Here is a 20,255-nt window from a genome sequence, read left to right as displayed (position 1 = left end):
ATGCTCAAGTTGAAAGAAGAACTCAGAAAAAGTGTGCAGTACTTTATCAAGAAGATGCCCTGGGCTTATCAGGACCGCATCTACTACTTCCATAAGTTCAGAAAGCTGCCCAATCTGCGTCAGCCAAAAGTGTTCAACGAGAAGGTGTTGTACCGTAAGTTTATCTTCGGCGATTACCAGAACTACGGTCGTCTGTCAGATAAGTACTCGGTACGCGAATTCATTGCTGAAAAAATCGGTAATGAGTACCTGATCCCGCTGGTACACGAAACCACTGACCCGACCACGCTGAACAGCCTGCCTTGCTGGAAGGGAACGGTGATCAAGCCGAACCACGCCTCCAACATGGTAGAAATACTGCTGGAAGAGCCGGACGCGTTGCGCAAGCAGCAGATCATTCATGACTGCTATCGCTGGCTGAAGACCGATTTCGCCAATGAAGCGCGCGAGATTCACTACCGCTACATCAAGCCACGCATCCTGGTTGAGAAGTACATTGGTGATGGCAAAAGCGCGCCGATCGATTACAAATTCCATATGTTCAACAAGCGTGATGGCAGGTTCGAATATGTGCTGCAGGTAATCTACAACCGCTGCCAGCCGCTGCTGTCGATGAACTTCTACGTGAATAACCTCAATGAGGCCTATCACAAGATTCGCGATACCGGGCTGGATGTGTCACCGATTATGCCGTCACTGGAACATGCGCTCGAACTGAGCAAGAAGCTGGCCAGCGATTTCGACTACGTGCGTGTGGATTGGTATATCCATGACGAGCATATCTACTTTGGCGAACTGACCTTCACCCCAGGTGCAGGGCTGGTTACCGGATTAGATCGTGGTTTAAACCAGATGATGGGAGATATGTGGATTCAGGACCGCCGCGGAACGCAGAGCCCGGGCGTTACAGTGCAGGATGTTAATATTCCTGCCATGTTGAAGAAAATTTAAGTTCACACAGCAATATAAAAAACCCCGCTAAGCGGGGTTTTTTATGCGTAAAAATCAGGGCATCGGCCAGTCAGCAGGCGCCTGGCTCATCGCATCGATAAAGGCGTGCTTTGAGATTTCCACGAAGTTATGTACGTTTTCCATGCTCAGGGTAATGCCCATCAGACCGGTAACAAACCAGCAGGTCATGCCTAAACCAATCCCGCCACACATAAAGGCCATCACGTGACGGCTATCCTGACGAAGTTTGGTTTTCAGGGTGCTGGCAAAAAACATCATGATTGCGCTCAGCAGTTCCCAACGCATAACAAGAAAACTGGCGGTTAACGTAGCCATCGGCCGGACCTCACTATCAGTAAGTATTCCTGACAATCTGCGGACATCACCGGCGACAAAAAAGTGTGTCAGGTAGGACTTTTTTGCCGTCAACCCAGGTTCAAAGTGTGACTTGGGTCACATTATATCACCCGATTTTAAATTTTGAACAAAATTTGACTCTTGTATGGTAGTGGTGTGCAGAAAAAATGAGCAGTAGAAGAAGAACGGCGGGGAAATCAGACAGATGCGCCCGGAGCGGGCGCAGCGAAGAATTAACGGACCGGGCAGCACTCGCCGGTCGTGCGCTGGGTAAAGCTGTTGATCGGATCGTTACAACCGAAACTCAGCAGGCGAGGGCGCTGAATCGCCTGGCGTCGCATGGTGTGGCGGTAAGCGGTCGGGGTCTGTGAAAACTGACGACGAAACACCCGTGAAAAAGTTTGCTGCGAGTCATAGCCATACTGCATCGCGATATCAAACACCGGACGCTGTGTCTGCGATAGCGCTTCTGCGGCCAGCGTCAGGCGGCGCTCACGAATATAGCCACCCAGCGTCTGTTTCGTCACGGAACGGAACATACGCTGCAGGTGCCATTTCGAATAGCCTGATTTTGCCGCAACCTCATCAATCGACAGGCTCTTATCGAGGTTCTGGTCAATCCAGTCCGTCAGGGAATGAATGATCTCTTCTTGCATCATGGCCTCATCCTTCTGGTGCTTAATAAGGGGTAATGGGAGTTTAGGGGTTTCAACGGAGAAGAAGTATAATTCCTCAAGTTAACTTTAGGTAAAGGGTCTGATGAAAAAAGAACGTAACTATCCAAAACCGGTCTTAACACCCGGGGAAGTGGCGCGCCGCAGCGGTGTGGCGGTCTCGGCGCTGCACTTTTATGAAACCAAAGGCCTCATTTTCAGCACCCGCAACAGCGGCAATCAGCGCCGATACAGCCGCGATGTGCTGCGACGCGTGGCGATCATCAAGATTGCTCAGCGCATTGGCATCCCGCTGGCGACGGTCAGTGACAGTCTCGACCACATTCCGCCAGATAAGCGCATGTCGACGACGGAATGGGATGCGCTGACTCAGCACTGGCGCGAAGAGCTGGATAAACGCATTGAAACTCTTACCCGCCTGCGCAATGACCTGGATGGCTGTATCGGTTGCGGCTGCCTGTCGATGCGCGACTGTCCGCTGCGTAATCCCGGCGACCGGCTGGGTCAGCAGGGCTCAGGTGCGGTGCTGCTTGACCCGGAGCAGGATGATAAACATCCGGCTGTGGAGTGACGTCTATACTTGGTGAAGGTCAACACACAGGGAATCATGATGATCACCGTTCACCATCTTGAGAAATCGCGCTCGCATCGGGTGCTGTGGCTGCTGGAAGAGCTGGAAGTGCCGTACCAGATTAAACGCTATCAACGCGAACCGACCATGCTGGCCCCGGAGGCGCTAAAAAAAGTACATCCACTGGGAAAATCGCCGGTCATTACTGACGGGAACCAGGTGGTAGCAGAATCGGGGGCCATTCTCGAATACCTTGAAGAGAAATATGATCACGAATTCAGGCTGAAAGTGAGTGATGAGGCGTCACGGTTACAGTGCCGCTACTGGCTGCACTACGCCGAAGGCTCGCTGATGCCGCTGCTGGTGATGAAACTGATCTTCGGTCAGATGGGCAAAGCGCCGGTGCCCTGGCTGCTGCGTCCGGTCGGCGCGGCATTTGGCAAAGGGGTGCAGAAGGCATTCCTGGATAAACAGCTAAAGCCGCACAGGCAGATGATCGAACAGCATCTGGCAGCCAATACGTGGTTTGCCGGTGAGCGTTTTACCATTGCGGATATCCAGATGAGCTTTCCGCTGCTGGCACTGGCGCGGCGTGGCGGACTGGATCGGATGCCTGCCACAGAGAAATGGTTGCAGACGGTGCAGCAGCGCGCCGCCTGGCAACGCGCGATTGCGCAGGGCGGCGAGCTTTCGTTGCCAGGTTAATCCTCTCTCCGCCGGCGCATCCTGTCTCATCCCGACTGCGCCGGTGCGAATCCTGCCTTTATATGACATTAACTTTATGGCCTCAGCGTTTCAGGCTGGCTTCCGTCGGGCGTCTGCCAGCCTCCTGCGCCCAATCTTTCTTTATGCCAAAGAATCTCCCTCTTAGAGTTGAAAACGTGGCGCTAAACGCCGGATAATCGCATGCCTTTTTATCTGGCTGCTTTTGAGGGCTAATTATCTGCGGCAAGGTAAACGTTTGCCTGATGGGTTAATCCCGACAGTGACGCCGTCTACCCGCTTATTCCAGGGACAGCGATGGTCGCAGAGCGATCCACACAACAAAAATTTTTGAGGCTCAACTATGTCAACTGAATCACGCCCGGCCAGTGGAAAACTGGACGCATGGTTCTCGATCTCGGCGCGCGGCAGCAGCGTGCGCCAGGAAATTCTGGCCGGACTCACTACCTTCCTGGCGATGGTCTACTCCGTCATCGTGGTACCGGGAATGCTGGGCAAAGCCGGTTTTTCCCCCTCCGCCGTGTTTGTCGCCACCTGTCTGGTCGCCAGCTTTGGTTCCATCCTTATGGGGCTGTGGGCCAATCTGCCGATGGCCATTGGCTGCGCCATCTCCCTGACCGCCTTTACCGCTTTCAGCCTGGTGCTGGGTCAGCACATCAGCGTGCCGGTCGCGCTGGGCGCAGTGTTCCTGATGGGCCTGCTGTTTACCCTGATCTCCGTGACCGGCATTCGTGCCTGGATTTTGCGTAACCTGCCGATGGGCGTGGCGCACGGCACCGGCGTCGGGATTGGCCTGTTTCTGCTGCTCATCGCCGCTGACGGCGTGGGTCTGGTGGTAAAAAATCCGGCTCCGGGCCTGCCGGTGGCGCTGGGTCACTTCACCACTTTCCCGGTGATGATGACACTGCTGGGACTGGCCGCGATTATCGGACTGGAGAAGCGCAGGGTACCGGGCGGCATCCTGCTGACGATTATCGCTATTTCGCTGCTCGGCCTGATCTTTGACCCGTCGGTGACATATCAGGGACTGTTTGCCCTGCCGAGCCTGCGTGACGCCAGCGGTCAGTCGTTGCTGTTCAGCCTCGACATTATGGGGGCGCTACAGCCTGTAGTACTGCCCAGCGTGCTGGCACTGGTGATGACGGCGGTTTTTGACGCCACCGGTACCATTCGTGCGGTCGCAGGGCAGGCCAATCTGCTGGATAAACAGGGCCAGATTATCAATGGCGGTCGTGCGCTGACCAGTGACTCCGTCAGCAGCCTGTTCGCGGGTCTGGTGGGCGCGTCACCGGCTGCGGTCTATATTGAATCGGCGGCAGGGACAGCGGCGGGGGGCAAAACCGGCCTGACCGCAATTGTGGTGGGCCTGCTGTTTCTCGCTATCCTGTTTATGTCGCCGCTGGCTTATCTGGTTCCGGCTTACGCTACCGCACCTGCACTGATGTATGTGGGTCTGCTGATGCTCAGTAATGTGGCAAAAGTGGACTTCAGTGATTTTGTCGATGCGATGTCTGGGCTACTCACGGCGGTGATTATCGTGCTCACCTGCAACATCGTCACCGGCATCATGATCGGTTTCGCCAGCCTCGTGGTGGGGCGTCTGTTCGCCGGTGAATGGCGTAAGCTCAACGTCGGTACCGTGATCATTGCCGTCGCGCTGGTGGCATTTTACGCCGGTGGCTGGGCAATCTGACTGTACAACCGGGCGTGCGGCTGCGCGTCCGGAATTTTTCACTTTTTTCCCGCCCGGCGCACGCGTAGCTGACAACCTTCAATGCAGTTTGTTTTACACTTTAGCGCTTAACCAATGATTGAAAGAAACGACGCCTAAGGAAAGCATGGAAATCTTTTTTACTATTCTCATCATGACGCTGGTCGTGTCGCTCTCTGGCGTCGCGGCCCGCATTCTCCCTTTTCAGATCCCGTTGCCGCTGGTGCAGATCGCCGTAGGTGCGATGCTGGCCTGGCCAACATTTGGTCTGCATGTCGACTTTGATCCGGAACTGTTTCTGGTGCTGTTCATCCCGCCGCTGCTGTTCGCAGATGGCTGGAAAACGCCGATCAGTGAGTTCCTGCATCATGGTCGAGAAATCATCGGCTTAGCGCTGGCGCTGGTGCTGATTACCGTGATCGGCATCGGCTATCTGATCTACTGGCTGGTGCCGGGGATCCCGCTAATCCCCGCCTTTGCGCTGGCGGCGGTGCTGTCGCCGACCGATGCCGTGGCACTCTCCGGCATTGTCGGTGAAGGTCGCATTCCCAAGAAGATTATGTCGATTGTGCAGGGTGAAGCCCTGATGAATGATGCTTCGGGCCTGGTATCACTGAAGTTTGCCGTCGCCGTCGCCATGGGCACCATGGTGTTTACCTGGGGCGGTGCCAGCGTTGAGTTCCTGAAAGTCGCGGTAGGCGGCCTGATTGCCGGTGTGGCGATCTGCTGGCTGTACGGTAAATCGCTGCGCCTGCTCAGCCGCTGGAGCGGGGATGACCCGGCGACACAGACCGTGCTGCTGCTGCTGCTGCCATTCGCCTCTTATCTGATTGCCGAACATCTGGGCGTCTCAGGCATCCTGGCAGCGGTCGCGGCCGGTATGACCATCACCCGTTCCGGCATTATTCGTCAGGCTCCGCTGGCGATGCGGCTGCGTGCCAACAGTGTCTGGCAGATGCTGGAGTTCGTGTTCAACGGCATGGTCTTCCTGATGCTGGGCCTGCAGCTGCCGGACATTCTGCAGACCTCGATCGACCAGGCGCAGGCCGACCCGAATGTGGAACTCTGGATGCTGTTCGCCGATATCGGGCTGGTCTATGCCGCGCTGATGATCGTGCGCTTTGGCTGGCTGTGGATTATGCAGCGCTTCAGCAAACGCCTGCTGAAGAAGAAGCCGCTGGAGTTTTCAAACTACTCGCTGCGTGAACTGCTGATCGCCTCGTTTGCCGGGGTACGCGGAGCAATCACCCTGGCCGGTGTGCTCTCTATCCCGCTGTTCCTGACCAACGGCGAGCCTTTCCCGGCGCGTTATGAGCTGGTGTTTATCGCCACAGGCGTGATTCTGTTCTCGCTGCTGGTAGGGGTAGTGATCCTGCCAATTCTGCTGCGCGGCATTGATAGTATCGACAAAGGTGCACATCGCCGTGAGCTGCAGAATGCCCGTGCGGTGATGGCTGGTGCAGCGATTGAGAGCCTGCACAAGATGGAAGAGCGGCTCGAGAATGAGTCAGAAGAGAACATCGATCCGGAACTGCTGAAAGAGGTCAGTCTGCGCGTGATTGGCAACTTACGTCGCCGCGCCGAAGGCAAGAATGATCTTGAACATGCATTGTTTGCTGAGAACCTTGAGCGTCGTTTCCGCCTGACCGGGCTGCGTGCCGAACGTGCAGAGGTCTATCATCTGCGCGCCACCCAGCAGATCTCCAATGAGACGATGCAGAAGTTGCTGCACGACCTGGATCTTCTGGAAACACTGCTGATCGAAAAAGAAGAGTAAGCCCTGGCTGGCACGCCTGTGGATTCATGCGGGCGTGCCAGCTTTTCACACCGACAGGCGCGGCGGTTCATCCGGCCAGTGTTCGCGACAACAGTTGATCCACGCCTGCGCACTGCGTGACAGATAACTCCCTTCCCGCCAGATCAATCCCAGACTCCATTTCAGCTCCGACGCCAGCGGCAGCCACAATAGCGACTGCTTATCCAGCCGCTGACAGATCGGCTCCGGCAGAATCGCCAGCCCCATCTCCGCCTGCACCATTGCCGCCAGAAAATCCCACTGACCGCTGCGCACTGCCACCGTTGGCGTCAGGCTGAGCCGTTGAAACGCCTGCATCAGCTGACGATTCAGTGAAAACTCCTCATTGAAAATCAGCAACGGGTGCTCTGCCAGCTCTGCCAGTCCTATCTGCTGGCGGCTGAGCCACGCCGGGCGGCGCGGCAGCAGCACGCAGAGCGGATGATGCATCAGGGGCAGGGTATTCAGCGGCAGCTCGGCATCGACCGGCAGCGCGGTCAGAGCGATATCCAGACTGCCCGCCAGCACCGCCTGCTGTACGGTCAGACCGCCGAATTCAGAGATTTTCAGCTTCACACCGGGATAGCGGCGGCGAAACGCGGAAATCGATCCGGCGATCTGCATACCGACCATCGGCGGAATACCCAGTCGCAGCTCACCGGTTTTGAGCTGGTTGATGTCACCAATCTCCGCCTCAAGCTGATGAAACTCCTGCAGGATTGCCAGGCCGCGCTGATAAACCGCCTGCCCGCTGTCGGTGAGGTGCAGGCGACGGCCATCCCGCAGGATCAGCGTACAGCCCAGTTCCTCCTCCAGCTGACGCAGCATTTTGCTGATGGTCGGCTGCGTCACAAACAGCTTTTGCGCCGCACGGGTAAAGCTCTGCTGGCGGACCACTTCAGTAAAGTAGCGCAGGGCGCGGACATCCATAACTATTCCTTTCAGGCATGATTGCGATAATTTTAATTCATTTTTTTCACCTTCTGTTGACGATTTATACTGTGACATCACTTTAATCGGGGGAGACAAGGTGATGGCGTTAGCGCTCACTCCACGCAGTATCCGTGCAGTGCAATGGCTCAGCCTGCCGCTTCAGCTGGGTTTCTATATCGGCCTGTTTATCGCCAGCGACCGGCTGGTGAGCTGGCTGAAGCTGCCGCTGCCCGCCAATATCGTCGGGATGCTGCTGCTGCTGACCTTAATCGTGACGCGGGTTGTGCCGCTGAACTGGGTAAAAGCCGGATCGCGCTGGCTGCTGGCCGAGATGCTGCTGTTCTTTATCCCGGCGGTGGTGGCGGTAGTAAATTATGGCGATCTGCTGCGCGTCGATGGCTGGCGTATCTGCGTAGTGATTGGCGTCAGTACGCTGCTGGTGCTGGCTTCCACCGCCTGGGTGGTGGACCGGCTCTATCAGTATGAAGTCGCGCGCGCCGCGCGTAAGCAGGATCCTCATGCGTGATTTTCTGCTCAGCCTGCTGTGTGTAGCGGTTACGCTGCTGGTGTATGCGCTGAATAAACGGCTTTACCGCCGCTGGCGTACGCTGCTGTTAATGCCGCTGGTGATGACGCCGCTGGTACTGGTGGCGCTGCTGCTGCTGACCCACATCAGCTGGCAGGATTACATTGCAGAAAACCACTGGCTGCTCTGGCTGCTGGGACCGGCGACGCTGGCGTTTGCGGTGCCGGTCTATGAGAACGTAGCGATTATAAAGCGCCACTGGCTCTCTCTGAGCGCGGGCGTTCTGACCGCCACGCTGGTCGCCGTCTGCAGTTCGGTCTGGCTGGCGCGGCTGCTAACCCTGCCGGAGTCAATCCAGCGCAGTCTGGCCGTGCGTTCCATTACTACGCCTTTTGCGCTGGCCGCAGCCGGGCCGATTGGCGGTCAGCCCGATCTGGTGGCGCTGTTTGTGGTCATCACTGGCGTGTTTGGCATGGCAGTGGGTGACGTGCTGTTTCTGCGCATCGCGATTAAGCAGGGGGTGGCGAAAGGAGCAGGCTTTGGTGCCGCGTCACACGGTGCCGGCACCGCTCGCGCTTATCAGCTTGGGCAGCAGGAGGGCGTCGTCGCCAGCCTGGTCATGATGCTCTCGGGGGTGGTGACCGTTATACTGGCCCCGGTGATTGGACACCTGATGTGGACAATATAGTCTACACTGCGTTGCGCAGAGACAGCTGCAATTCTGAACGCGACACGTATTTTTACGTAAAGTTTCCCGGATTTTGTTGTCTCCCCGTTTCAGGCTGTTAACCTTGCGGCCGAATTAATTGTCCTTCACGGAGTGGAATCATGTTTAAGCATCTTGTTACCGGGAGCGCCCTCGGGCTGGTTTTACTGAGCGGTGCCGCTCAGGCGATTGAAGGTAGTGTTGATGTCAGCGAACACAATACCAACCTGAATCTGGGTCTGGGCACCACTACACCCGGTCTGTTTCTGAAAGGTAACTGGCTGCGTAGCGACCATGATGGCAGCACCTACGGTGCCGGTCTGGGCTACAACGTTGACTTCGGGCCGCTGCGTCTGGCACCGACCGCAAAAGCGATCTTTACCCATCCGGAAGATGGAAAAGATGGATTTGCGGTGGCGGTGGGCGGTGCAGCACACTACAGCCTGAACAGCATGTGGGGCCTGTATGGTGAATATTATTATGCGCCAGAGTCGTTCACCGATCAGCTCGACAGCTATCAGGAAGCCGCTGGCGGCCTGAGCTTCACGCCGGTTTCACTGCTTAACCTGCGTGTGGGTTATCAGTACATCGAACTGAACAACAAAGATGGACGTAAAGATAACGTGCTGGTCGATGGCCCTTACGTGGGGGCATCACTGCGCTTCTGATTCTGTTGCGTGAAAGAAAAGGGCGACTCCCCAGGTAGTCGCCCTTTTTTATTGCCTGATCGTTATGAACGAAAAGCCACAATCAGTGCGCCTTGCCCTGTTCAATACCGGTGCCGGTCTGCGAGCGAATAAATTGCGCGCGGAAGCGGGAACGCTCTTCTGCGCCCTGCTGCGAATGGTCGGTAATGGAGAAAAGCCAGATGCCGACAAAAGCCACCACCATCGAGAACAGCGCCGGATACTCATACGGGAAAATCGCCGTGGCGTTGCCCAGCACCTGTACCCACACGGTCGGGCCGAGGATCATCAGGATAACGGCGGTCAGCAGACCGAGCCAGCCGCCTACCATCGCGCCGCGCGTGGTGAGTTTTGACCAGTACATCGACAGCAGGATGATCGGGAAGTTACAGCTGGCCGCAATCGAGAAGGCCAGCCCGACCATAAAGGCGATGTTCTGCTTCTCAAACAGAATACCCAGCGCAATCGCCACCACACCCAACGCCAGCACGGTGATTTTGGACACCCGCAGCTCATCTTTCTCGCTCGCCTGGCCTTTACGATAGACGCTGGCGTAGAGGTCATGCGACACCGCCGACGCGCCCGCCAGGGTTAAGCCCGCGACCACCGCCAGAATCGTGGCGAAGGCAACCGCAGAGATAAAGCCCAGGAAGGTGCTGCCGCCAACTGCGTTAGCCAGATGTACTGCCGCCATATTGGTGCCGCCAATCAGCGCGCCGCTGGCATCTTTAAAGGCCGGGTTCGCACCCACCAGCAGAATCGCACCGAAGCCGATAATAAAGGTCAGGAAGTAAAAGTAGCCCATAAAGCCGGTGGCCCAGAAGACGCTTTTACGCGCCTCTTTGGCATCCGCGACGGTGAAGAAGCGCATCAGAATATGCGGTAAACCTGCCGTACCAAACATCAACCCCAGCCCCAGCGACAGCGCCGAAATAGGATCTTTGACCAGCCCGCCAGGCTGCATAATCGCGATGCCTTTGGGATGAACCGCCATCGCCTCAGTGAACAGCGTGTTAAAGCTGAAGTTGGCCGCCTTCATCACCATTACTGCCATAAAGGAGGCACCAAATAGCAGCAGCACCGCTTTGATGATCTGCACCCAGGTGGTCGCCAGCATGCCGCCAAACAGCACATACATCACCATCAGAATGCCGACCAGAATCACCGCAACATGGTAGTTCAGGCCGAACAGCAGCTGGATAAGTTTACCGGCACCCACCATCTGCGCGATCAGGTAGAGCGCCACTACCACCAGCGAACCGCAGGCTGACAGGGTACGAATCGGCATCTGCTTCAAACGATAGGAGGCGACATCGGCAAAGGTGTAGCGGCCCAGGTTGCGCAGCCGCTCGGCGATTAAAAACAGAATCATCGGCCAGCCGACCAGGAAGCCGAGCGAGTAGATCAGTCCGTCATAGCCTGAGGTGTAAACCAGCGCTGAAATGCCCAGGAACGAAGCCGCTGACATGAAGTCACCCGCCATCGCCAGGCCATTCTGGAAGCCGGTGATATTGCCGCCAGCGGTGTAGTAGTCGTTACGCGATCGGGTTCGCTTTGACGCCCAGTAAGTAATTCCCAGCGTAGCGCCGACGAAAATCGTAAACATGATAATCGCCTGATAGTTGGTTGCCTGGCGCTGCACCGCACCGGTGATCGCATCAGCGGCCAGCGCTGAAAACGGCAACATTAAGGCCAGCAGCCATAAAGTGAGACGAGTCATGATTTCACCTCACTGAGGATCGCTTTGGTTAAACGGTCAAACTCACCGTTGGCGCGCCAGACATAGACGCCGGTCAGCACAAACGACATCACAATCAGCCCGACACCAATCGGGATACCGCGGGTGACGTTAGTGCCGGCATGCAGCGGCGTGCCGAGCCAGCCGGGAGCAAAGGCAATCAGCAGGATAAAGCCAACATAGAGCACCAGCATGATCAGCGACAGCAGCGTCGCGAACGTCTGGCGTTTACGGACTAACTCATGAAAACGGGGATTACGTTCAATCTGCTGATTGATTGCATCCTGATTCGAAAGGGCGTCATTCATCACATTTTCTCCAGAGGGCTTGCACGCGAGAATCTCACGACAGGGCGCGGATTCAGCTGGTTATAATAGTTGTGACTACCGAAACAGACTGCGTAGGGCGGGTGTGGCGGGAAGCGATCTTCCCGCCGGACAGCATGCGTTTAAGGCATTTTGATCGACTGTTTCTCCTCAAGCAGTTTTTCGACGACGCCAGGATCGGCAAGGGTCGAGGTATCACCCAGGTTACTGGTATCGCCGGTGGCAATTTTGCGCAGAATACGGCGCATGATTTTGCCGGACCGCGTTTTCGGCAGTGAGTCAGTCCAGTGCAGCACATCCGGTGTGGCTATCGGGCCAATCTCTTTACGGACCCACTGGCGCACTTCGGTGTACAACTCCGGCGACGGCTCTTCGCCATGATTCAGCGTGATATAGGCGTAAATCGCCTGGCCTTTAATGCTGTGCGGAATCCCGACCACGGCCGCTTCGGCAATTTTAGGATGCGACACCAGCGCCGATTCAATTTCGGCAGTGCCAAGACGGTGACCGGAGACGTTGAGCACGTCGTCGACACGTCCGGTGATCCAGTAGTAGCCATCTTCATCGCGACGGGCACCGTCACCACTGAAGTAGACGTTTTTAAAGGTAGAGAAGTAGGTCTGCTCGAAACGGTCATGGTCGCCAAAGAGGGTGCGCGCCTGTCCCGGCCAGGACTCGGTGATCACCAGATTGCCTTCACAGGCACCTTCCTGTGGCTGACCTTCGTTATCTACCAGCGCGGGCTGCACGCCAAAGAACGGCCGGGTGGCGGAACCCGCTTTCAGCTCGGTCGCACCCGGCAACGGCGTGATCATGAAGCCGCCGGTTTCGGTCTGCCACCAGGTATCCACTATCGGGCAACGGCTGTTGCCGATTTTCTTGTAGTACCACTCCCAGGCTTCCGGGTTAATGGGCTCACCGACCGATCCCATAATGCGCAGGCTGCTGCGATCGGTACCTTCAATGGCCTTATCCCCTTCCGCCATCAGCGCACGGATGGCGGTGGGTGCGGTATAGAGCAGGGTGACTTTATGTTTATCGACCACTTCCGCCATGCGGCTCGGCGCTGGCCAGTTCGGCACCCCTTCAAACATCAGCGTGGTGGCACCACACGCCAGCGGGCCATAAACCAGATAGCTGTGTCCTGTTACCCAGCCGACATCAGCGGTGCACCAGTAGATGTCATCCTGATGGTAATCAAAGACGAACTTAAAGGTGGTGGCGGCATAGACCAGATAACCGCCTGTGGTATGCAGCACGCCTTTGGGTTTGCCGGTGGAGCCGGAGGTATAAAGGATAAACAGCGGATCTTCCGCGCCGACTTCGGCTGCAGAGTGATTGGTGCTGGCGTCCCGCATCAGGTCATGCCACCACCGATCGCGGCCTTCAACCCAGCCCACATCTTTACCGGTGCGCTGGAACACCACCACGTTTTTCACGCTGGTGACATTCGGGTTTTTTAACGCGTCATCGACATTTTTCTTCAGCGGAATGCTGCGACCGGCGCGGATCCCTTCATCGGCGGTAATGACCAGCGAGGCGCTGGAGTCGACGATGCGGCCAGCGACCGCTTCCGGTGAGAAGCCGCCAAAGATCACGGAGTGAACGGCACCGATACGGGCACAGGCCAGCATCGCCACCGCCGCTTCCGGCACCATCGGCATGTAGATTGCCACCACGTCGCCTTTTTTTACTTCCAGCAACTCAAGCACATTGGCGAAGCGACAGACTTCAGTATGCAGCTGGCGGAAGGTCAGAGTTTTGCTTTCGCTGGCGTCGTCGCCTTCCCAGATAATCGCCGGGTGATCGCCGCGCGTTGCTAAATGGCGGTCAAGGCAGTTTGCCGCCAGGTTGAGCGTGCCATCTTCGTACCAGCGAATGTTAATGTTACCTGGCGTAAACGAGCAATTTTTCACCTTGCTGTAAGGCTTAATCCAGTCAAGGATTTTGCCCTGTTCGCCCCAGAAACTGTCTGGATCGTCGACAGAATGCTGATACATCGCCTGGTACTGTTCAGCCGTAATCAGGGTGTTTGCTGCAATGTTCTCTGGAACGGGATGAATGTGATTTTGGCTCATAGCGGATCTCCTAGAAGATGTTAATGATATGTCAATCAATGGTTAATTGAAGCCTGTGCCATAGCTTTGTTTCTTTTTTGCGCCACAGATCACGAGATAAACCTCTTCGGGAGAAGCGTGAAGCCGTTCTGATATTTCCGGTTAACTCTCTGGCGGCGATGGGGAATTAAGAAGGGGTATCACTCGGGATTGGGCTGGATAAAAAGCAAGCAAACGCGCCTGACGCGTTTTTAACCCACTTTGCATAGCTATGCGGAAATTCATCTAAGTATTACTTTTCATAACAGCAGGTTAGGGATTTTTAACGCTGGCAGCACTTTATGCTACTTAGCTGGCTAACTTTTAATCGGATCTGCCAGGGGTTGCATTTACCACAGTGAAAATGGTACTTATCTCGCCCCTGTTCTGCAGGTATCAACTCAGACCGCGTCTGAAAATGGGTATGGGAATCATCAGATTTTCATACGAGGCGCTGTTTCTAAACACCCTCTAATTTACCGGGCTTTTTGCTCACTCCCTGTGTGTATTGTCTTCTGCACCTTCGCAGTAGAGAGAAACGGGTTTTGACTGAGGAAATTACGCGTTATGAAAGGTTTTAAAATCAGCCTGGCCTGGCAGATTCTGACAGCCCTGGTGCTCGGCATCGTTGTGGGTGCTGTGTTGCATAATCAGCCAGACAATCGTGAATGGTTAGTCACCAACATTCTCAGTCCTGCAGGCGATATCTTTATTCATCTTATCAAGATGATTGTGGTACCGATTGTGATTTCATCCCTGATTGTCGGCATCGCTGGCGTGGGTGATGCAAAGAAGCTGGGACGCATCGGCGTCAAAACAATTCTCTACTTTGAAGTGATCACCACCATTGCCATTGTAGTCGGTATTACGCTGGCCAACGTATTTCAACCCGGCACCGGCATTGATATGTCAACGCTGGCAACGGTGGACATCTCTAAATATGAAGCGACAACGGCAGAGGTACAGGGCGGTCCGCATAGCCTGGTGACCACCATTCTGTCGCTGATCCCGCAGAATATTTTCGCCTCTATGGCAAAAGGCGACATGCTGCCGATTATCTTTTTCTCGGTGCTGTTTGGTTTAGGCCTGTCGTCACTGCCGTCAGAACAGCGCGATCCGCTGGTGAACCTGTTCCGTGGTATCTCTGAAGCGATGTTTAAAGTAACGCACATGATCATGCGTTATGCGCCGGTCGGTGTGTTTGCGCTGATCGCGGTGACAATTGCTAACTTCGGTTTTGCCTCGCTGTGGCCACTGGCTAAGCTGGTGCTGCTGGTTTACGCCGCGATTCTGTTCTTCGCCTTTGTGGTGCTGGGCGGGGTAGCGCGCTTCTGTAAGCTGCGCATCACTACGTTGATGCGTATTCTGAAAGATGAGCTGATTCTCTCTTACTCCACGTCCAGCTCGGAAACCGTGTTGCCGCGCATCATGGAGAAGATGGAAGCCTACGGCGCGCCGAAAGCGATCACCAGCTTCGTGGTGCCGACCGGTTATTCATTTAACCTGGATGGTTCAACGCTGTATCAGAGTATCGCGGCGATCTTTATTGCGCAGCTGTACGGCATCGATCTGTCGCTGACCGATGAAATTGTGCTGGTCCTGACGCTGATGGTGACCTCGAAAGGTATCGCTGGCGTGCCAGGCGTTTCGTTTGTGGTGCTGCTGGCTACGCTGGGCAGCGTCGGCATTCCGCTGGAAGGTCTGGCGTTTATCGCCGGTGTTGACCGCATCATGGACATGGCGCGTACCGCGCTGAACGTGGTCGGCAACGCGCTGGCGGTGCTGGTGATTGCCCGCTGGGAAAACCAGTTCGACGCCGAACAGGCGAAAGAGTACGAGCTGCAACTGCGGACGCAGACCGCAAGTTGAGAACAGCATTAGCGTAAAGAAGGGCTCAACGAAAGTTGGGCCCTTTTTGTTTGTGTGGCTTAGTTCTACAGGGTCGATAATGCAGAAATCAAAGACCAGCATTTGTGCCGTTCAGTCGGACACAATGGCGGGCTGCGTAAACTCCTCCCTGGGCCCCCGGCCGCCGGTTTACTCGCCTCATAGATGACGAATGCGTCTTTACGATCAGGTGAACCTTTTCTGACCGGCTCCGATTTCCCGGCAACGCTACTCACAGACCCTGCGGCCAAACCGGAATGCGCAGCATTTAAACCCTGTATACCAGTCACCCTGCTTAAACTCAACGCTGTCACGCCCACTCCCCGCAACATGATTTACTCCACATCCATTGAAAAAAGATCTCACCCAATGAATTAATCATTCGTTATGATGTTTGGTAATTTGAATAATTTATTCCTTTGCGGAGCCCACTATGAAACTCGACCTCAGCCAGATGATCACCGAAGGCCGCAATCCGGCCAGCCAGAACATTGATGAACTCTCCACCGAAGCGATGCTGCGCGTCATTAATGATGAAGATAAAAAGGTGGCACTGGCGGTTGAGGCCATCGTGCCGCAGATCGCCACCGCCGTTGACGCCATCTGCACGGCATTTAAAGCTGGAGGACGGCTGATCTATTGCGGCGCAGGCACCTCCGGGCGACTCGGCATCCTGGATGCCAGCGAATGCCCACCCACCTTTGGTACACCCCGCGAGCAGGTTATTGGCCTGATTGCCGGCGGTCATACCGCTATATTGCAGGCGGTTGAAAATGCCGAAGATAACCGGGAGCAGGGTGCGCAGGATCTGAAGGATATCCACTTCAGCCGCCACGATGTGCTGGTCGGTATCGCCGCCAGCGGTCGCACACCTTATGTGCTGGGCGCGCTGGCTTACGCTAACGAGCTTGGCGCAACTACCGTGTCGCTCACCTGTAATCCGGGCAGCGCCATGTCGCAGGTTGCCGCGATTGCGCTCACGCCAGTGGTTGGCCCGGAAGTGGTCACTGGCTCCTCACGGATGAAAGCGGGTACGGCGCAAAAACTGGTGCTCAACATGCTCACCACCGGGTCAATGATCCGTAGCGGAAAAGTGTACGGCAACCTGATGGTTGATGTGGAAGCGACCAATCAGAAACTGGTGCAGCGCCAGGTCAACATCGTCATGCAGGCCACGGATTGTGATGATGCAACGGCCAGCGCCGCGCTCACCGCCTGCGGTGGACACTGCAAAACCGCAATCCTGATGGTGCTGGCTGACCTGGCCGCCGATGAGGCGAAAGCGCTGCTCAGTCAGCATCAGGGCTTTATCCGTCAGGCGCTGCAGGCAGCGGGAGCACGCTAATGGCGAAAATCACCGAGGCACTGTTGCGTGACATCCTGCAGGCGGTCGGTGGCGCGCAAAATATCGTGGCCTGTGGTCACTGCATGACGCGGCTTCGGCTGACGCTCAATCAGCCGGAACAGGTCGACCTGACTCAGCTAAAAAGTCTGCCGGGCGTATTAGGCGTTATCGATAGCGAGGCGCAGTTTCAGATTGTCCTGGGGCCGGGCAAAGCGCAAACCGCGGCCGAGGGAATGCAGAGCCTGCTGACAGAGGGCGATACCGCGCCGGAACCGCAGGGCGGAACGGCAGAACTTAGCCAGCTGGCAGCGCAACAGAAGCAGCAGCTCAAAGCGAAGCAGACCAGCGGCGTGCATCAGTTCCTGTCGCGCTTCGCCACCATCTTCACCCCGCTGATTCCGGGCTTCATCGGCGCGGGACTGCTGCTGGGATTTGCCACGCTGATTGGGCAAAGCCTCCACCTTAATGTGCCCGGCGACCACGCGCCCTGGCTGCTGCACACCGTGGCGTACATGAAGGTCTTCGGCAAAGGGCTGTTTACCTTTCTCAGCATCCTGATTGGCTACAACGCGCAAAAAGCCTTTGGCGGCAGCGGCGTCAATGGTGCCATCATCGCTTCGCTGTTTGTGCTTGGCTATGTGCCCACGGCCACCACCGGCTACTACAGCGGCATGGAGAGTTTCTTTGGCCTGACGATCGACCCGCGCGGCAACATTATCGGCGTGCTGATGGCGGCAATTATCGGGGCGGGGATTGAGAAACAGCTGCGCAAAATCATTCCCGACAACCTCGATATGATCCTGACTTCACTGTTTACGCTGGTGATTACCGGGGCCATCACCTATCTGTTTATCATGCCGCTGGGTGGTGAACTGTTTAAGGGGATGTCGTGGCTGTTTATCCACCTCAATAACAATCCCTTTGGCTGTGCGCTGCTGGCCGGGCTGTTCCTGATCGCGGTGATGTTCGGCATTCATCAGGGCTTTATTCCGGTCTACTTTGCGCTGATGGAAACGCAGGGTTTTAACTCGCTGTTCCCGATTCTGGCGATGGCGGGCGCAGGTCAGGTCGGCGCATCAGCGGCGCTGTGGTGCAAAGCCGGAAAAGGGGCGCTGCTGCGGGCGCAGATCAAAGGTGCCATTGTGCCCGGCCTGCTGGGTGTCGGAGAACCACTGATCTACGGCGTCACGCTGCCGCGCCTCAAGCCCTTTATCACTGCCTGCGGTGGCGGCGCGCTGGGCGGTTTCTTTATCGGGCTGGTAGCGTGGCTGGGTTTGCCGGTTGGAATGAATACGGTATTCGGACCTTCCGGCCTGGTCACGCTGCCGCTGATGACCTCCAGCCAGGGGATTTTCGCCGGTATGGCGGTTTACCTGGCCGGACTGATCGTGGCCTGGGTCGGCGGATTCCTGCTGACCTGGTGGTTCGGCACCCGAAACGTCGACCTCAGCTGACTGGCTGCCGGAATTCTGAAATCCGGCTAACGGATGAATAATCACCTAAAAATGTGAAAGCCGCTGCAAAGCGGCTTTTTTATTGCCAGTAATTTAACTTAATCGCTAAAGAGTAGGCGGACGCATGCCGAAAACATAAAAAAAGGTAATCGTTATCTCTCAGCCCCTCGTTTTCACGCTGACACGCAGACTGTCACGTGCAGGACGTCGGGTCTTCAAGGACTTTTGATGCGTAACAACCAGCCTGTCTCTCAGCGTGAATATCAGTTTGACGATCATGCGACACTGATGTCGACCACCGATCTCAACAGCCACATCACCTATGCCAACGACGCCTTCATCGAAGCGAGTGGATTCTCTGCCGAAGAGATCAACGGCCAGCCGCATAACATGGTGCGTCATCCCGATATGCCACCAGAAGCGTTTGCTGACATGTGGGCGACGCTGAAACAGGGTGAACCCTGGACTGCGCTGGTCAAGAACCGCCGTAAAAATGGCGATCACTACTGGGTGCGGGCTAATGCCATTCCGGTGGTGCGCGACGGTAAAGTGCAGGGCTATATGTCAGTACGCACCAAACCCACGGCAGAGGAAATACGTCAGACCGAAACGCTCTATCAGGATTTTCGTGAAGGCCGGGCCAGAGGGCGACGTTTTTACAAAGGCCTGCTGGTTCGCAGTGGCTGGCGTCGTTCCGCCTCCATTCTGAAAACGCTGCCCCTGCGCTGGCGGATCCGCAGTACGCTGCTGGCGTTACTGCCCCTTTCGGTGGCAGGCGTCTGGGCGCTGGGCATGACGCACACAGCACTGGCTGGCTTTACCGCAGGCATGGCTGGGCTGCTTCTGCTCAGCAGCCTGTGGCTGGAGCAGCAGATTTCACGCCCTATCGAGCGGATGTGCAAACAGGCGCTGAGCGTGGCGACCGGTGCGAGTCACAAAGTTGAGCAGATGGATCGCGTTGATGAGGTCGGTGTCACACTGCGCGCTATCGGTCAGCTCGGATTGATGTTCCGCTGGCTGGTCGATGATGTCAGCGGTCAGGCGATCAACGTGCTGAGTGCCAGCGACGCCATCGCCCGCAGCAACAACGAACTCAGTCGCCGTACCGAGCAGGCAGCGGCCAACGTGCAGCAGACCGCGGCCACCATGAATGAAATGACCGCCACAGTGAAGAGCAATACCGAAACCGCGCACGAGGCGAATAGCCTCTCAGCCAGCACCAGCCACGCTGCCAGCAAAGGCGGCGAGGTGATGACCGAGATGATGGGCATGATGGGCGAAATTGCCGACAGTTCAAAGCGGATTGCCAATATTACCAGCGTTATCGATGGCATTGCTTTCCAGACTAACATACTGGCGCTGAACGCCGCAGTAGAAGCGGCGCGGGCTGGTGAGCAGGGCAAAGGCTTTGCGGTGGTGGCAGGCGAAGTCCGTAGCCTCGCACAGCGCAGCGCCAAAGCCGCCAGCGAAATTAAAATGCTGGTCGAAACCAGCGGCAGCCGGGTCCAGTCGGGCAATGAGCACGCCAGCGCAGCAGGCCGGACGATGCAGGATATCGTGTCACAGGTGCAGAATGTCACCTCACTGATCGCCCAGATCAGCGCCGCCACGGCCGAACAGGCGACCGCGCTCAGCGAAGTCAGTTCAGCGGTGGAAGATCTTGATGACATCACCCATCAGAACGCCGCTCGCGTGACAGAAAGCGCCGAGGCGTCAGGTCGCATGACCCATCAGGCTAACCGGCTGGTGGAAGCGATCAGCGTGTTTCGTTAAGAG

The 20,255-nt window shown here is 56.4% G+C and carries 18 protein-coding genes; 12 read left to right on the top strand and 6 right to left on the bottom strand.

What is annotated here, in order from left to right; genetic code table 11:
* A complete protein-coding gene (locus N1689_RS13005; RefSeq protein WP_013359795.1) occupies positions 1–951 on the top strand; it encodes an ATP-grasp fold amidoligase family protein in 951 nt (316 codons plus the stop codon).
* A gap of 54 nt (positions 952–1,005) precedes the next feature.
* Here N1689_RS13005 and N1689_RS13000 read toward each other — a convergent pair whose 3' ends face one another.
* Positions 1,006–1,287 carry a YjcB family protein gene (locus tag N1689_RS13000; protein ID WP_013359796.1) on the bottom strand — a complete coding sequence of 94 codons (282 nt, stop codon included), beginning with the start codon at positions 1,285–1,287 and terminating at the stop codon, positions 1,006–1,008.
* Positions 1,288–1,541: 254 nt separating this feature from the next.
* Entirely contained in the window at positions 1,542–1,967 is a 426-nt protein-coding gene (gene soxS, locus N1689_RS12995; RefSeq protein ID WP_150012009.1) for a superoxide response transcriptional regulator SoxS, read from the bottom strand.
* Positions 1,968–2,067: 100 nt separating this feature from the next.
* Between soxS and soxR the strand changes: the two genes are divergently transcribed.
* From soxR to N1689_RS12975, 4 genes are all read left to right on the top strand, one after another.
* Positions 2,068–2,553 (top strand): redox-sensitive transcriptional activator SoxR, encoded by a 486-nt coding sequence (soxR, locus tag N1689_RS12990; RefSeq protein WP_161733550.1) that lies wholly within the window; start codon positions 2,068–2,070, stop codon positions 2,551–2,553.
* A 39-nt stretch (positions 2,554–2,592) separates the two neighbouring features.
* The gene (locus N1689_RS12985) at positions 2,593–3,258 is read left to right on the top strand and encodes a glutathione S-transferase family protein (RefSeq protein WP_161733618.1); all 666 of its coding nucleotides are present in this window, start codon (positions 2,593–2,595) and stop codon (positions 3,256–3,258) included.
* A gap of 361 nt (positions 3,259–3,619) precedes the next feature.
* A complete protein-coding gene (locus tag N1689_RS12980; protein ID WP_161733552.1) occupies positions 3,620–4,969 on the top strand; it encodes an NCS2 family permease in 1,350 nt (449 codons plus the stop codon).
* 145 nt (positions 4,970–5,114) lie between these two features.
* Positions 5,115–6,764, top strand: coding sequence for a Na+/H+ antiporter (locus N1689_RS12975; RefSeq protein ID WP_161733554.1), 1,650 nt, complete (start codon positions 5,115–5,117; stop codon positions 6,762–6,764).
* Positions 6,765–6,809: 45 nt separating this feature from the next.
* Here N1689_RS12975 and N1689_RS12970 read toward each other — a convergent pair whose 3' ends face one another.
* Complete coding sequence (locus N1689_RS12970) at positions 6,810–7,712, bottom strand: LysR family transcriptional regulator (RefSeq protein WP_161733556.1); 903 nt, start codon at positions 7,710–7,712, stop codon at positions 6,810–6,812.
* 103 nt (positions 7,713–7,815) lie between these two features.
* Here N1689_RS12970 and N1689_RS12965 point away from each other — a divergent pair, with 103 nt between their 5' ends.
* The 3 genes from N1689_RS12965 (at position 7,816) to N1689_RS12955 (ending at position 9,615) form a co-directional block, all read left to right on the top strand.
* Positions 7,816–8,241: a CidA/LrgA family protein gene (locus tag N1689_RS12965; RefSeq protein WP_222924721.1), complete on the top strand. Its 426-nt coding sequence runs from the start codon at positions 7,816–7,818 to the stop codon at positions 8,239–8,241.
* Positions 8,234–8,929 carry an LrgB family protein gene (locus N1689_RS12960; RefSeq protein WP_150038354.1) on the top strand — a complete coding sequence of 232 codons (696 nt, stop codon included), beginning with the start codon at positions 8,234–8,236 and terminating at the stop codon, positions 8,927–8,929. Before N1689_RS12965 ends, N1689_RS12960 begins: the two co-directional genes overlap by 8 nt.
* Positions 8,930–9,069: 140 nt before the next feature.
* Positions 9,070–9,615 carry a YfaZ family outer membrane protein gene (locus N1689_RS12955; RefSeq protein ID WP_150011995.1) on the top strand — a complete coding sequence of 182 codons (546 nt, stop codon included), beginning with the start codon at positions 9,070–9,072 and terminating at the stop codon, positions 9,613–9,615.
* 82 nt (positions 9,616–9,697) lie between these two features.
* On the opposite strand, the gene N1689_RS12950 is transcribed toward N1689_RS12955, so the two are convergent.
* The 3 genes from N1689_RS12950 to acs all read right to left on the bottom strand — a co-directional run bounded on the left by N1689_RS12950 (position 9,698) and on the right by acs (position 13,775).
* Positions 9,698–11,353, bottom strand: a complete 1,656-nt coding sequence (locus N1689_RS12950; protein WP_161733560.1) for a cation acetate symporter — start codon at positions 11,351–11,353, stop codon at positions 9,698–9,700.
* Positions 11,350–11,679 (bottom strand): DUF485 domain-containing protein, encoded by a 330-nt coding sequence (locus N1689_RS12945; RefSeq protein WP_222924719.1) that lies wholly within the window; start codon positions 11,677–11,679, stop codon positions 11,350–11,352. Before N1689_RS12945 ends, N1689_RS12950 begins: the two co-directional genes overlap by 4 nt.
* A gap of 140 nt (positions 11,680–11,819) precedes the next feature.
* Positions 11,820–13,775, bottom strand: a complete 1,956-nt coding sequence (gene acs / locus N1689_RS12940; protein WP_260059101.1) for an acetate--CoA ligase — start codon at positions 13,773–13,775, stop codon at positions 11,820–11,822.
* Positions 13,776–14,360: 585 nt separating this feature from the next.
* Here acs and gltP point away from each other — a divergent pair.
* The 4 genes from gltP to N1689_RS12920 all read left to right on the top strand — a co-directional run bounded on the left by gltP (position 14,361) and on the right by N1689_RS12920 (position 20,252).
* Positions 14,361–15,662 (top strand): glutamate/aspartate:proton symporter GltP, encoded by a 1,302-nt coding sequence (gene gltP, locus N1689_RS12935; protein ID WP_161733566.1) that lies wholly within the window; start codon positions 14,361–14,363, stop codon positions 15,660–15,662.
* 451 nt (positions 15,663–16,113) lie between these two features.
* Positions 16,114–17,025, top strand: coding sequence for an N-acetylmuramic acid 6-phosphate etherase (gene murQ / locus N1689_RS12930; protein WP_161733568.1), 912 nt, complete (start codon positions 16,114–16,116; stop codon positions 17,023–17,025).
* On the top strand, positions 17,025–18,479 hold the full coding sequence (gene murP / locus N1689_RS12925) for a PTS N-acetylmuramic acid transporter subunit IIBC (RefSeq protein ID WP_260059098.1): 1,455 nt from the start codon (positions 17,025–17,027) through the stop codon (positions 18,477–18,479). Before murQ ends, murP begins: the two co-directional genes overlap by 1 nt.
* A gap of 228 nt (positions 18,480–18,707) precedes the next feature.
* Positions 18,708–20,252 carry a PAS domain-containing methyl-accepting chemotaxis protein gene (locus tag N1689_RS12920; protein ID WP_161733572.1) on the top strand — a complete coding sequence of 515 codons (1,545 nt, stop codon included), beginning with the start codon at positions 18,708–18,710 and terminating at the stop codon, positions 20,250–20,252.
* Positions 20,253–20,255 lie beyond the last annotated feature (3 nt).

Source organism: Pantoea sp. XY16 (assembly GCF_025153065.1).
Taxonomy (GTDB): Bacteria; Pseudomonadota; Gammaproteobacteria; order Enterobacterales; family Enterobacteriaceae; genus Pantoea; species Pantoea alfalfae.
Note: the sequence above shows the minus strand (reverse complement) of the source record. Positions and strands in the feature narration are given on the sequence as shown.

Excerpts from the sequence above, each read along its gene's own strand:
- N1689_RS12950 (WP_161733560.1), bottom strand. The coding sequence starts at position 11,353 with ATGACTCGTCTCACTTTATGGCTGCTGGCCTTAATGTTGCCGTTTTCA.
- N1689_RS12920 (WP_161733572.1), top strand. The coding sequence starts at position 18,708 with ATGCGTAACAACCAGCCTGTCTCTCAGCGTGAATATCAGTTTGACGAT.
- N1689_RS12960 (WP_150038354.1), top strand. The coding sequence starts at position 8,234 with ATGCGTGATTTTCTGCTCAGCCTGCTGTGTGTAGCGGTTACGCTGCTG.
- N1689_RS12980 (WP_161733552.1), top strand. The coding sequence starts at position 3,620 with ATGTCAACTGAATCACGCCCGGCCAGTGGAAAACTGGACGCATGGTTC.
- N1689_RS12945 (WP_222924719.1), bottom strand. The coding sequence starts at position 11,679 with ATGAATGACGCCCTTTCGAATCAGGATGCAATCAATCAGCAGATTGAA.
- murQ (WP_161733568.1), top strand. The coding sequence starts at position 16,114 with ATGAAACTCGACCTCAGCCAGATGATCACCGAAGGCCGCAATCCGGCC.
- N1689_RS12975 (WP_161733554.1), top strand. The coding sequence starts at position 5,115 with ATGGAAATCTTTTTTACTATTCTCATCATGACGCTGGTCGTGTCGCTC.
- N1689_RS13000 (WP_013359796.1), bottom strand. The coding sequence starts at position 1,287 with ATGGCTACGTTAACCGCCAGTTTTCTTGTTATGCGTTGGGAACTGCTG.
- murP (WP_260059098.1), top strand. The coding sequence starts at position 17,025 with ATGGCGAAAATCACCGAGGCACTGTTGCGTGACATCCTGCAGGCGGTC.
- N1689_RS12955 (WP_150011995.1), top strand. The coding sequence starts at position 9,070 with ATGTTTAAGCATCTTGTTACCGGGAGCGCCCTCGGGCTGGTTTTACTG.
- soxR (WP_161733550.1), top strand. The coding sequence starts at position 2,068 with ATGAAAAAAGAACGTAACTATCCAAAACCGGTCTTAACACCCGGGGAA.
- soxS (WP_150012009.1), bottom strand. The coding sequence starts at position 1,967 with ATGATGCAAGAAGAGATCATTCATTCCCTGACGGACTGGATTGACCAG.
- N1689_RS12970 (WP_161733556.1), bottom strand. The coding sequence starts at position 7,712 with ATGGATGTCCGCGCCCTGCGCTACTTTACTGAAGTGGTCCGCCAGCAG.
- N1689_RS13005 (WP_013359795.1), top strand. The coding sequence starts at position 1 with ATGCTCAAGTTGAAAGAAGAACTCAGAAAAAGTGTGCAGTACTTTATC.
- acs (WP_260059101.1), bottom strand. The coding sequence starts at position 13,775 with ATGAGCCAAAATCACATTCATCCCGTTCCAGAGAACATTGCAGCAAAC.
- N1689_RS12965 (WP_222924721.1), top strand. The coding sequence starts at position 7,816 with ATGGCGTTAGCGCTCACTCCACGCAGTATCCGTGCAGTGCAATGGCTC.
- N1689_RS12985 (WP_161733618.1), top strand. The coding sequence starts at position 2,593 with ATGATCACCGTTCACCATCTTGAGAAATCGCGCTCGCATCGGGTGCTG.
- gltP (WP_161733566.1), top strand. The coding sequence starts at position 14,361 with ATGAAAGGTTTTAAAATCAGCCTGGCCTGGCAGATTCTGACAGCCCTG.